Genomic DNA, 12,533 nt, shown 5'->3' with positions numbered 1-12,533 from the left:
CCGTGACGTCAGGAACAGGAACACACGCCATGTCGCAGCCCAGCTGGTTCACCGAGGCCCACCAGGCCTCCGGCTCCTCCATCGGTTATCGCGTGGAGAAGCTGCTTCATGCCGAGAAGACGCCGTTCCAGACCATCGAGATCTACCAGACCACCGACTGGGGCAACCTGATGGTGATCGACGGCTGCGTGATGCTGACCAGCCGCGACAACTTCCTCTATCACGAGATGATGACCCACCCGGCGCTGTTCACCCATGCGCGCGCCAAGCGCGTGGTGATCATCGGCGGCGGCGACTGCGGCACGCTGCGCGAAGTGCTCAAGCACGAGGAAGTGGAATCGGCCGTGCAGGTGGAGATCGACGAGCGCGTCACGCGCCTGGCCGAGCAGTACTTCCCCGAGCTGTGCGAAGCCAACCACGACCCGCGCGCGGAGCTGCTGTTCATCGACGGCATCAAGTACATGGCCGAGGCCGAGCCGGAATCGCTGGACCTGGTCATCGTCGACTCGACCGACCCGGTCGGCCCCGCCGAAGGCCTGTTCAACGCCGCCTTCTACGCCAGCTGCTTCAAGGCCCTGCGCCACGGCGGCATCCTGGTGCAGCAGAGCGAGTCGCCGATCGCCCATATCGAGCTGATCAAGTCGATGCGCTCGGCCATGCGCACCGCCGGCTTCAGCGCGGTGAAGACCCTGCCCTTCCCGCAGCCGTGCTACCCCACTGGCTGGTGGAGCTGCACCATGGTGCGCAAGGGCGGCGACCTGGCCGGCTTCCGCGAGCGCGGCGCGCTCAGCAAGAACTTCGCCACCCGGTACTACAACGCCGAGATCCATAAGGGCGCCCTGGCGATGCCGGAGTTCATGAAAGAAGCGCTGGGCGAATAAGCCTGCCGCAGACGACCCGCCCCGTGGCGACGCGGGGCGGGTTTTTGCTTTTCGGGGGGACGCTCAGAACAGCGTCGAACGCACCTTCGGCAGCAGCACCAGCACCAGCGTCGCTATCGGCCCCAGCAGCAGCGACAGCAGGAACCAGGCCAGGCCGCTGCGGTTCTTGCCCTGGGCCAGACCCGCATTGATCAGCGCCAGCGTGCCCCAGCCCACGAACCAGGGGGCGCGCCCGTCGGCCATGATCGCTATTTGATCCACTTACGTTTCTCCTGTGCGTGGCGCGCAGGCGCGCCCGGGACAGCGGTGGCGCGCAGGCGCGCGCCCGATTGGGTGAAGGGCCATGCTAGCAAGCGCGGCCCGGCGCGGCGGCCGCGAGCGTTCGCGGGATCAGGCAGGCTTAATGCTGGATAAGTATGCTGGCCGCTTCGTTTTGCGGATGGAGAACAGCATGCGCGGATGGCGCTACCTCGCCCTGGGCCTCGCCGGTGTCCTGTCGATCGCCCCGGTTTACGCCAAGCAGGCCGGCAAACCGGCGCCGGCAGCGGCCAAGCCCGACGCGCGCAACGAGGCGCTGCTGGCCTTCCAGCGCGACCTGGTCAGCGTGCTGGCCCCGCGCGCCGACGCCATGCCCCTGCTCGGCGCCGCCCTGCTCGCCCGCCCGCTGCCCAAGCAGGCCAAGTACAACGACTTCCATACCCTGATCGAGCGCGCATCCAAGGCCGAGGACACCATCCCCGCGGTGAGCTGGCTGCGCCTGAGCGACTGCGACGCCAACGCCGACGACTGCCCCAACGCCGACGCGCTGGCCAAACTCACCGGGCAGGCCCCGGACAACGCCGCCGTGTGGCTGTTGAAGCTCGGCCAGGACCATCACGACGGCAAGGACCAGGCCGCGCGCGACGACCTGGCCAAGGCCGCCGCCGCCAAGCTCTACGACGACTACACCGGCACCAGCCTCAAGGCGCTGGCCGCCAACGTCAGCACGCTGCCGCCGCCGCCGGCGACCATCGATCCGGCCTCGCCCACCGGCGCCACCGGCGTGCAGCTGACCCTGGTGTTCGGCATGGCCGCCACCCAGCCGCAGCCAGGCCTGCAGGCCACCTCCAAGCTGTGCGAGAACGCCGGCGACGACGCCGCGCTCAAGGACGACTGCCTCAAGCTAGGCCGCCTGCTCGAATGGGGTTCCAGCCCGCTGGCCCGTTCGCTGGGCCTGCATCTGCGCGAGGTGCTGGCCGCCGATCCGGCCCAGCAGGACGACGCCAGGCGCACCCGTCGCAACCTGGTCTGGCAGGTGCAGAACTTCGCCCAGCTCTCGGCCCGCGCCCAGACCGACCTTGCCCTCGCCCAGCACCTGCTGGCGCTGGCGCGTACCGGCGGCACCGAGATGAGCCTGGTGCTCGCGGCATTGCGCGACTACAAGATCCCGGTCGACGCGCCGGCCGAGCCGCAAGGCCAGCAGGCCGGCGCCGGCGAGCCGGCCCAGGCCAAGGGCTGAGCACTGGCGCACGTCGTGCGCGCTGTTGCCGGTTCCCCCTTCCCGTGTACCCTTGGGTCCACTTCGAAACGAAGGGGCGGCGCATGCTGACGGTGCTGGTAGCAAGCAGCAAGGGCGGTTGCGGCAAGAGCACGCTGGTCACCCAGCTGGCTTCGCACTGGGCGCAGGATGGCAAGCACACGGCCATCGTGGATGCCGACCGGCAAGGTTCCAGTTTCCGCTGGGCGGCGCGGCGCGCCGAGAACAACGTTCCGGGCGTGCTCGCCGTCGAAGGCGGGCGCCGCGCGCTGGACAAGCTGCCCGAAGACACCCAGCGCACCCTGATCGACACGCCCGCCGGCTCGCACGAACGCGAGCTGGAGCCATACCTCGAACAGGCCAACGTGCTGCTGGTGCCGGTGCTGCCTTCGACCTTCGACCTCGACGCCACCCTGGCCTTCCTGACCCATCTGCAGGAGATCCCGCGCATCAAGCGCGGCAAGCTGCCGGTGGGCCTGGTGGGCAACCGCCTCAAGCCGTGGACCCGCGCCAGCCAGGATGCGATGGAGCAGCTGGCCGGCCAGTCGCCGTTCCCGGTGGTGGCGGAGCTGCGCGACAGCCAGGCCTACGTGCTGCTCACCGCGCTCGGCAAGGGCATCTTCGACTATGCCTCCGAGCAGGTGCGCAACCACCAGGAAGACTGGAAACACCTCCTGCGCTGGATCAAGCGCCAGCATTAATTCACCTGTCCGTCCGGAGCCGTCCATGCGAGAACTCATCCTGTTGCGCCACGCCGAAGCCCAGCCCTCGCAGCCGGGGGGCGACGACCTTGGCCGGCGTCTGAGCGGACGCGGCGAGCAGGAGGCCCGCGCCGCGGGCCGCTGGCTGGAGCAATGGCTCAAGCGCCACAAGCAGCAGCGGCCGGGCCGCGTGCTGTGCTCGCCGTCCGAGCGCACCCGCGCCACCGCCACGCTGGCCCTGGCCGAGATCCAGGGCGCGCCGGAACCGGAGCTGTGCGAAGACATCTACGAGGCCACCCAGGGCGAGCTGCTGGCCCTGCTCGACGACCACGGCGATGCCGAATCGGTGCTGCTGATCGGCCACAACCCCGGCATCGAGCGCCTGGTCGCGCTGCTGGCCGAGGGCCGTTCCGACGAATACCGCGGCATGCCGCCTGCCGGCATCGCGGTGTTCCATTCGGACGAGGGCTTCGAACCGGGTCACGCCCGCCTGGAAGCCTTCTGGTCGCCGTGAGCCGCCAGCGCCGACGCTGGCCCGTCCAGCGCGCCGCAGCCTGTCTCGTTCTCGCTCTCGCCGCGGCCTCCACGCTCCACGCCGCCGACTACCGTATCGACCCGGCCCGCTCGCACGCCGAATTCGGCGTGCGCCTGCTGTGGCTGACCCAGGTCACCGGCAGCTTCGAGCGCATCGACGGCGAGGTGACCCTGAGCGGGCGGCGCGACGTGGCCGTGGTCGACGCGCACATCGCGGTGGACAGCATCCGCATGTCCTCCGAGCGCTTCCGCCGCTGGGTGATGGCGCCGGAATTCTTCGACGCGGAGCATTACCCCACCATCCACTTCGTCTCCGAGCCGGTGCCGGTGGCCTCGCTGGAACATGGCGGCGAGCTGTTCGGCACGCTCACCCTGCGCGGCATATCGCGGCCGGCGCGCTTCGAGCTGCTGCCTTCGCCCTGCCCGCTGGAGCAGCCCAGCGACTGCCGCATCGAAGTGCGCGGCGACATCCAGCGCAGCGATTTCGGCATGACCGGCCATCGCACCGCCCTGTCCGACCAGGTCCGCCTGGGCCTGATCATCGCCATCGACCGCGTGCCGACCAGCACCGGGTCATGAACGCGCACTGGCCCGGCGCCGTTCCGCCGGTCGCCGCACCGGCGACGAAATGGCCCGGGGCTATTTATCATGTGCGGATGCGATCGCACTGGACGGGCGTACTTCTTCTCCTGCTCGCCTCGACCCTGCTGCCAGGATGCAGCCTGTCGACGGCGCAGATCCGCCGTGCCGATGCGGTGGTGGCCGCGCAGACCGATCACGCCATCGACTGCGCCGGGCCGGACAGCTGCGCCGAGCCCTCGCCCCTGCTCGACGCGGCCAGCGCGGCGATCGCCGCCTCGACCCCGCAGGCGCCGGTGCACGTGGTCACCCTGCTCAACGACAGCGAGCCGGCGCTGGTGGCGCGCATCAACCTGATCCGCGCGGCAAAACATTCGATCGACATCCAGATCTACATCTGGGACCAGGACGACGCCGGCCAGCTGATCCTGGACGAACTGGTGCGCGCGGCGCGGCGCGGCGTGAAGGTGCGCATCCTGGCCGACCAGCTGTTCTCCTTCAACGACAGCGTCTGGCTGACGCGCCTGGCGCGCGCGCACGCCAACCTGGAGATCCGCCTGTACAACCCGACCTTCCACAAGTCGGAGACCTCGCCGCTGGAATTCGCCGCCGGCATCGTGTGCTGCTTCTACAAGTTCAACCAGCGCATGCACAACAAGATCCTGCTGGTCGACAACAGCATCGGCATCACCGGCGGGCGCAACTACCAGGACCGCTACTTCAACTGGGACAACGACTTCGACTACGTCGACCGCGACGTGATGGTCGGCGGCCCGGCCGCACAGGCGATGGGCGAGACCTTCGAACGTTTCTGGACGCACAAGCGCGCAGTGCCGCTGACCCATCTGCGCGACATCTACCGCCTGCTGACCAGCGCCACGCCCGCGCCCTGGCGCGAGCCGGTCTACCTGCATCCGGACCGCGTGGCGCGCGTGCAGGAGGAAGCGGACGACGCCGACTGGCTCGACGAATACCTTGTCGCGCCCACCCTGCGCACCACCGCGCCGGTGGAATTCTTCAGCGACCTGCCGGCCAAGACCGACCAGCCGCGCGAGCGCGCCGCGCGCGAGTTCACCGCCAACGTGATGCGCATGGTCGGCTCGGCCAAGCAGGAAGTGGTGCTGCAGACGCCGTACCTGGTGATGAGCAAGCGCGCCCGCCGGATCTTCGACCGCCTGCACCAGCAGGAAGCGCCGCCGCGCATCGTGGTCTCGACCAATTCGCTGGCCTCCACCGACGCCTTCGCCGTGTATGCGATGTCGTACAAGCACCGCAAGCGCTATCTCAGCGACTACGGCTTCGAGATCTACGAACTGAAGCCGCGCGCGCTGGGTCCGGCGGAGGACAACGCCTGGGCCAGCGCGGACGACGGCCCCGACGACGGCGGCAGCGACGCCAGGCCGGCCGGCGGCAAGCCCGCCAGCAAGCGCCGCTACGTCGGTATCGAAACGCGCACCCTGCTGGGCCGCGGCGGCAAGCGCAACCGCCCCGCGCCGCTGGTCAGCGCGGGCCGGCGCTTCGGCCTGCATGCCAAGTCCATCGTGGTGGACGACCGCTTCGCCATGGTCGGTTCGCACAATTTCGACCCGCGCTCGGACCACTACAACACCGAGGCCGGCGTGATCGTGTACGACCCCGCGTTCGCCCAGCAGCTGCGCAGCGCGATCATGCGCGAGACCGAGCCGGAGAACGCCTGGGTGATCGCGCCGCGCCAGCGCTCCATCCCGCTGCTGTCGGACTTGAACGCCGCCATCGGCGACCTGTCCGCCGCGCTGCCGCTGTTCGATTTCTGGCCGTACCGCTACGCCACCAGCTATGAGCTCAAGCAGGGCTGCACGCCGATGCGCCCGAGCGATCCGGATTTCTTCAGCTGCTACCAGGCGGTGGGCGACTTTCCCGAGGTGGCCAGCCCGCCCAAGCTGATCTACACGCGCCTGCTGACGGCATTCGGTGCCGGCGCCAACGGGATTCTCTGATTTCGGCCAGGTGCGTTCAGGCCGGGCGGTCGTTGCCGGCGAAGCGCATCGGCAGGTTGCCGCTGACGCCTTCCGGATGACCGGCCGGCACGGCGAAGCGCCAGCCCTGCACGGTCTGCACGGCTTCCTGGTCCAGCTGGGGATCGCCGCTGGACTGGTCGACCGCGGCATGGATCACATGCCCCTGCGCATCGACCGACAGATGCAGCACCACCAGCCCGGCACGCGCGACGCGGCGGCTGAAGATCGAACTTGGCAGCTGCGGCATCTCGACCGGGGTCAGCGTCGGCGTCTCCGTCTCGGCCGGTGCGGCGGCGGCCTGCGCAACGTCCACCGGCGGCAGGTGCGCGGCATGCGCCGGCGGGCGCGGCGCGGGAGCCGCGCGCCGGTGCTGCGCCGGAGTCGGCACGGAGGGCATGGGCTTCGCGGCGATGCGGTCCGGCCCTTTCCATCCCGCCGTCAGCCCGCTCAGCCAGGCGGTGCCGGCCACGCCCACCGCCAGCGCGAGCAGGCTCAGGACGGTGGTGGTGCGCAGGCGGAACATGGCGGCGGCGAGCGGCTCAGCGCTCGAGGATGGCGGTGACGCCCATGCCGCCGGCGGTGCAGATCGAGATCAGGCCGCGGCCCGAACCCTTCTCCTCCAGCATCTTCGCCAGCGTGGCGACGATGCGCGCGCCGGTGGCGGCGAACGGATGGCCGGCGGCGAGACTGGAACCGTGCACGTTGAGCTTGGCCGGATCGATGCTGCCCAGCGGCTGCTCCAGCCCCAGGCGATTGCGGCAGTAGGTTTCGCTCTCCCACGCGCGCAGCGTGCACAGCACCTGGGCGGCGAAGGCTTCGTGGATCTCGTAGAAGTCGAAGTCCTGCAGGGTGAGCCCATGGCGCGCCAGCATGCGCGGCACGGCCACGGTCGGCGCCATCAGCAGGCCCTCGCCGTGCACGAAATCCACGGCGGCCACTTCGGCATCGAGGAAATATGCCTGCACCTTCAAGCCGCGCCTGGCAGCCCACTCGTCGCTGCCCAGCAGCACCGCGGCGGCGCCGTCGGACAGGCCGGTGGAATTGCCCGCGGTAAGCGTGCCGTGGCCGGAAATCTTGTCGAACGCAGGCTTGAGCGTGCCCAGCTTCTCCATGCTGGAATCCGCGCGCAGGAAGCCGTCGCGCTTCAGGCCGCGGAACGGCACCACCAGGTCCTCGAAGAAGCCCGCCTCGTAGGCGGCGGCCAGCTTCTGGTGGCTTTCCAGCGCCAGCCGGTCCTGCGCCTCGCGGCCGATGTGCCATTCCTTGGCCATGCGCTCGCAGTGGTCGCCCATCGACATGCCGGTGCGCGGCTCGGCCACGCCCGGGAACGAGGGCTTCAATTCCTTCAGCGAGAAGCCGCGGGTAAAGGCGGCCATCTTGTCCTGCCAGCCCTTGGCGCGGTTGATCGCCAGCAGGCGCTTGCGGAAGCGCTCGCCCAGCACGATCGGCACGTCGCTGGTGGTGTCCGAGCCGCCGGCGATGCCCGCCTCGATCTGCCCGGCGGCGATCTTGTTGGCGATGATGATGGCGTTGTCCAGCGAGGTGCCGCAGGCGCGCGCCGTGGTGATGCCGGGGGTGGTGGGCGCCAGGCCCGAGGACAGCACCGCTTCGCGTGCGAGGTTCCACTCCGAGGAGTGCTTGATCACCGCGCCCATCGCCACCTCGCCCAGCTCCTCGCCATGCAGGCGGAAGCGTTCGACCAGGGCGCCGAGCACCTTGACCGACATGCCGAAGTTGCCGACGTCGGCATACGCGGTGTTGTTGCGGCAGAAGGGAATGCGGATGCCGCCGATCACACCGACGCGCTTGGGGGTGTTGTCCATGTCGTTGAGGATTCCAGCCGGGGCGAGCGTTCAAGGCTAACGCGCCGTGCCAGCTCGCGAAAGCCCGTGTTAAGCGGATGCTAGACTCTCGGTTCTTTGCCGTTCGGATTCGCCCACGTGGAAGCCTCGTCGCTGGTCGCCCTGCCCATCGTGCTCGCGCTGGAGCTGTCGCCCGGCGAAACACCGCAGCGCCTGACCCTGGGCCGCGACGAGGCCGCCGAACTGGCCGCCCTGGCCGCCGCCGACCTGCACGCGCTGGTGCCGCAGGTGGAGCAATGTCGCCTGGCCGTGGCCGGCGCGCTGTTCGATGCGGTGGAACTGCTGCGCCCCGGCTTCCCCGTGTGGGCCACGCTGGATGAGCTGGCCCGCCGCGTGCCGCGCGGCCACCTGGACAACGTGGTCGCCTTCGGCACCCACGAAGGCCACATGCCGGCCCAGCCGCTGGAGCCGGAACGCACCTACGCCGATGGCCCGATGCGCCTGCTGCCGCTGAGCCTGCTTGCGCCCGAGGCGCTGGCCGAGGAACTGGCCGAACGCCTGGAAGTGGAACTGGTCGGCCGCGGCGAAGCCGGCGCGCGCACCTCAGACTGGCTGATGCGCGCGCTCGGCGTGCGGCTGGAGCATGCGCGCTTCCTCAGCCGCAACGACCTGCTGGCGATGACCTGCGTGCAGTACGAGCACGTCAACCTCGCGGCCCTGTGGACGCTGCTGGAATGCGCGCTGCTCACGCCCTACCGCGAGGAAGCCACGCTGAGCGCCCGCGGCCTGGGCCTGCGCTACGCCGACGGCAAGGTATGGATCCAGTCGCCCTCCGACTGGGCCGCCGCGCAGGCCATCGACCCCACCCCTGTCGAGCTTGGGCATCGCGCGCACGAATTGGCCGGCATCGTGTTCGAGCTGCGCCAGTACGCCGCCCTGCTGGATGCGCACCGCATCGCGCAGGCGCTGGAGTCGACCCAGGCCAGCGCCACCGCGGCCGAACCCGGCTACCTGCTGGAAGTGTTCGGCGCGCTGGACCCGGCGTATGGCGAGGCGCGCATTCACGCGCACGAGGCGCCGGGCCTGGGCGTGATCGCGGTCACCCTGGCCCAGCGCGGCGAGAACGGCCGCGCACGAGTGCTCGCCAACGGTTATCCGCTGCAGCCGCGGGCGCTGGGTCCGCTGGTCGCCGCGCTGGCCGAGCGCAGCGGCATTCCGGCTGAGCTGCATGCGCTGGGCCGCATCGTGCTGGATGAGTCCGGACGCCTCGGCGCACCGGCCGAACCTTTGCACTGACGCCCGCATGCGGCCGACGTCGGAAAGCATGGCCGCGTAGACATTTCCTTCACTTCGACCGCATCGCCACCCACTGCCCACCCGCCGCGACTTGGCGCATCATGCGGTCTCTAGCGTCCTACAGGGGTGGACGGACGGGCGATATGGGCATGCAGCGGATCGAACCCGATCGGCAGACCGGGCCGGCTTCGACCGAGCCCGATTGGACCGCTCGTGTCGTACACGGCGCGCCGGCCCTGATCGCCTACATCGACCGCGAGCTGCGCATCCGCTTCGCCAATGCCGCGCACCAGTCCTGGCTCGGTGTCGACCCCGCCCAACTGCTCGGCCGCCACGTCAGCGAAGTGCTGGACGAAGCCAGCCTGCAGCGCGCCAGCCCCTGCCTGGACGAAGCCCTCCGCGGCCATCCTTCCGTGTATGAAGGCGAGATGTTCGCCGGCCAGTCGCGCTGCTACGTGCATGGCAGCTTCCAGCCGGACTACGACGCCGACGGCACGGTGACCGGCGTATTCACCGTGCTGATCGACATCACCGAGCGCCATGCGCTGGAAACGCGCCTGCGCGAAAGCGAGCAGCGTTTCTTCGGCGCCTTCCAGCACGCCGCGATCGGCATGGGCCTGGTCGCGCCGGACGGCCGCCTGCTGCGCGTCAACGCCGCGCTGTGCCACATGCTCGGTTACCGCGAGCCGGAACTGCTGCAGCTCAATATCCGCGACATCACCCATCCGGACGACGTGGCCAAGAGCTTCGAACTGGCCACCGAGCTGATGGACGGCAAGCGCGACTCCTACCAGCTGGAAAAGCGCTACTTCCACCATGACGGCCACGTGGTGCACGTGCTGCTGACCGTGTCGCTGGTGCGCGCGCCGGACGGCACGCCGTTCCACGCCGTGGCGCAGATCCAGGACATCAGCCAGCGCAAGGCCTACGAAGAAGCCCTGTTCCGCGAGCGCGAGCTGGCCGAAGTCACCCTGCGCTCGATCGGCGACGCGGTGATCACCACCGACCTGCAGCTGCGCGTGACCTCGCTCAATCCCATCGCCGAGGCGATGACCGGCTGGAGCCATGCCGAGGCGCTGGGCCAGCCGATCGAAGACGTATTCCGCCTGATCGACGGCGACAGCGACGAGCTGCTGCGCAATCCGCTGCGCGAGGCGATCGGCCGCGACACCATCGTGGAGCTGCGCGGCAATGCGATGCTGGTGCATCGCAATGGCTTCCGCACGCCGATCGAGGATTCGGCGGCGTCGATCCACGACCATGCCGGCAACGTGATCGGCGGCGTGCTGGTATTCCACGACGTCAGCGCCACCCGCGCGCTGGTGCTGAAGATGGCGCACATGGCGCAGCACGACACGCTGACCGGCCTGCCCAATCGCCATCTGTTGCAGGCGCGGCTGGCCCAGGTGATCGCCGCGGCACGGCGGCGTCATGGGCGCGCGGCGCTGATCTTCATCAACCTGGACCATTTCAAGCACATCAACGATTCGCTCGGCCACCAGACCGGCGACCAGCTGCTGCGCCTGTTCGCCGCGCACTTGCGCGGCCTGCTCGGCGGCGAGCACATCGTCAGCCGCACCGCCGGCGACGAGTTCATGGTGGTGCTGCCGCACGTGGACAGCGCCGTCGACGCGGCCAAGACCTGCGAGCTGCTGATGCGCCGCTGGCACGAGCATCCGCCGCACGAGCTGGCCGAACTCGCCTTGAGCTTCAGCGCCGGCATCAGCCTGTATCCGGACGATGCCGACGACGCGGAGGCGCTGATCCGCCACGCCGACACCGCGATGTACGAAGCCAAGATGCAGGGCCGCAACAGCTACCGGCTGTTCACCGCGGCGATGACCGAGCGCCCGGCCGCGCAGATGCGCATCGAGCGCGACCTGCGCACCGCGATGCGCCGCGGCGACCTGCAACTGCATTACCAGCCCAAGGTCGACGCGCTCACCGGCGTGGTGGTCGGCGCCGAGGCCCTGCTGCGCTGGCAGGTCGACGGCCACGACGTCTATCGCCCCGACCAGTTCGTGCCGGTGGCCGAGGAGAGCGGACTGATCGGTCCGCTCGGCCGCTGGGCGCTGCAGCAGGCCTGCCAGCAGGCGGCGGTGTGGCATCGCTCCGGGCGCAGCGTGTCGATCGCAGTGAACGTCGCGCCGCCGCAGTTCCTGCAGCCGGGCTTCCACGACGCGCTGCGCGACATGCTGCGCGAGAGCGAGCTGCCGCCGGGGATGATCGAGCTTGAATTGACCGAGCGCATGGTGATGTCCGGCGGCGACCACAGCCGCGCGCTGATGCAGCAGCTGAAAGAGCTCGGCGTGAGCCTGGCGCTGGACGATTTCGGCACGGGCTACAGCAGCCTGTCCTACCTCAAGCACTTCCCCATCGACGTGCTGAAGATCCCGCGCGCGTTCGTGCGTGACGTGGCGACGGATACCGATAGCGCGGCGATCGCCGACGCGATCATCACCATGGCGCAGAGCCTGGAGATGAGCGTGGTGGCGGAGGGCGTGGAGACGCCGGAGCAGGCGGATTATCTGCGCCAGGCGGGGTGCCGGTTGTTGCAGGGGTTCCTGTATGGCGCGCCGATGCCGGCGGTGGAGTTCGAGCGGCTGCTGGTTCCCGCCTGACCACTGCGCCCGGCGTAGGTTGGGGTGAGCCGCAGGCGAACCCCAACATCGCTACATGGATGCGCCTCGCATTGTTGGGGTTCGCCTGCGGCTCACCCCAACCTACGCCCCTCCCGAGGGGAGAGGGGCTTTAAAAGCCCGCTTCGTACATGAAGTAATGACAGCGCTCCATGCCCAGCCCCGCATACGTGCGCTGCGCACGCTCGTTCTCGGTCTCGACATACAGACGCACGCCGACCGCGCCGGCTTCACGCGCGCGCTGCGCCACGGCTTCGTACATCGCCCGGAACGCCCCGCCCCGCCGCGCATGCTCGACCACATACACGCTCTGGATCCAGAAGAAATCCCCGCAGCGCCAATCGCTCCACTCATACGTCACCAGCAGGCACCCCACCGGCTCGCCCTCGCGCTCGGCCACCAGGTAGAAGCCGCGCCGCGGCTCGTCGAACACCGCCGCCACGCCGCGCGCCAGCACTTCGGGATTCAGCCGCTTCTGCTCGGTCTCCCAGGCCATCGCCTGGTTCCAGTCGGCAATGTGTTGGATATCGCCGCGTTGCGCGGCCCGCACCGTGAGTGACATGGAGAAAGCTCCGCTAGATTCGTAAG

At 69.5% G+C, this 12,533-nt stretch carries 12 protein-coding genes; 8 read left to right on the top strand and 4 right to left on the bottom strand.

Features of this window, described 5'->3' with window-relative positions:
- Positions 1-29 precede the first annotated feature (29 nt).
- Positions 30-881 (top strand): polyamine aminopropyltransferase, encoded by an 852-nt coding sequence (speE, locus tag BM172_RS13565; protein ID WP_026634608.1) that lies wholly within the window; start codon positions 30-32, stop codon positions 879-881.
- A 63-nt stretch (positions 882-944) separates the two neighbouring features.
- Here the strand turns inward: speE and BM172_RS13560 are convergent, their stop codons facing one another.
- Positions 945-1,124, bottom strand: a complete 180-nt coding sequence (locus tag BM172_RS13560) for an antitermination protein NusB (protein WP_081805120.1) — start codon at positions 1,122-1,124, stop codon at positions 945-947.
- A gap of 208 nt (positions 1,125-1,332) precedes the next feature.
- On the opposite strand from BM172_RS13560, the gene BM172_RS13555 reads away from it, so the two are divergent.
- From BM172_RS13555 to BM172_RS13535, 5 genes are all read left to right on the top strand, one after another.
- Positions 1,333-2,379 carry a hypothetical protein gene (locus BM172_RS13555; RefSeq protein ID WP_026634610.1) on the top strand — a complete coding sequence of 349 codons (1,047 nt, stop codon included), beginning with the start codon at positions 1,333-1,335 and terminating at the stop codon, positions 2,377-2,379.
- 83 nt (positions 2,380-2,462) lie between these two features.
- Positions 2,463-3,098, top strand: a complete 636-nt coding sequence (locus tag BM172_RS13550; RefSeq protein ID WP_026634611.1) for a ParA family protein — start codon at positions 2,463-2,465, stop codon at positions 3,096-3,098.
- 25 nt (positions 3,099-3,123) lie between these two features.
- Complete coding sequence (locus BM172_RS13545; protein WP_026634612.1) at positions 3,124-3,612, top strand: SixA phosphatase family protein; 489 nt, start codon at positions 3,124-3,126, stop codon at positions 3,610-3,612.
- Entirely contained in the window at positions 3,609-4,211 is a 603-nt protein-coding gene (locus BM172_RS13540; protein ID WP_051548491.1) for a YceI family protein, read from the top strand. Before BM172_RS13545 ends, BM172_RS13540 begins: the two co-directional genes overlap by 4 nt.
- Positions 4,212-4,288: 77 nt before the next feature.
- Positions 4,289-6,187 (top strand): phospholipase D-like domain-containing protein, encoded by a 1,899-nt coding sequence (locus BM172_RS13535; protein WP_026634613.1) that lies wholly within the window; start codon positions 4,289-4,291, stop codon positions 6,185-6,187.
- Positions 6,188-6,203: 16 nt separating this feature from the next.
- Here the strand turns inward: BM172_RS13535 and BM172_RS13530 are convergent, their stop codons facing one another.
- Both BM172_RS13530 and BM172_RS13525 read right to left on the bottom strand, forming a co-directional pair.
- The gene (locus BM172_RS13530; protein WP_026634614.1) at positions 6,204-6,731 is read right to left on the bottom strand and encodes an energy transducer TonB family protein; all 528 of its coding nucleotides are present in this window, start codon (positions 6,729-6,731) and stop codon (positions 6,204-6,206) included.
- Positions 6,732-6,747: 16 nt separating this feature from the next.
- Positions 6,748-8,031, bottom strand: coding sequence for an acetyl-CoA C-acetyltransferase (locus BM172_RS13525; RefSeq protein WP_026634615.1), 1,284 nt, complete (start codon positions 8,029-8,031; stop codon positions 6,748-6,750).
- Between the two features lie 117 nt (positions 8,032-8,148).
- Between BM172_RS13525 and BM172_RS13520 the strand changes: the two genes are divergently transcribed.
- Complete coding sequence (locus BM172_RS13520) at positions 8,149-9,306, top strand: hypothetical protein (protein ID WP_026634616.1); 1,158 nt, start codon at positions 8,149-8,151, stop codon at positions 9,304-9,306.
- Between the two features lie 149 nt (positions 9,307-9,455).
- Entirely contained in the window at positions 9,456-11,927 is a 2,472-nt protein-coding gene (locus BM172_RS13515) for a sensor domain-containing protein (protein ID WP_051548568.1), read from the top strand.
- 130 nt (positions 11,928-12,057) lie between these two features.
- On the opposite strand, the gene BM172_RS13510 is transcribed toward BM172_RS13515, so the two are convergent.
- On the bottom strand, positions 12,058-12,507 hold the full coding sequence (locus BM172_RS13510; RefSeq protein ID WP_026634618.1) for a GNAT family N-acetyltransferase: 450 nt from the start codon (positions 12,505-12,507) through the stop codon (positions 12,058-12,060).
- Positions 12,508-12,533 lie beyond the last annotated feature (26 nt).

This window comes from Dyella marensis (assembly GCF_900112865.1).
Taxonomy (GTDB): Bacteria; Pseudomonadota; Gammaproteobacteria; order Xanthomonadales; family Rhodanobacteraceae; genus Dyella_D; species Dyella_D marensis_A.
This window is presented reverse-complemented; position numbering and strand designations above follow the sequence as displayed.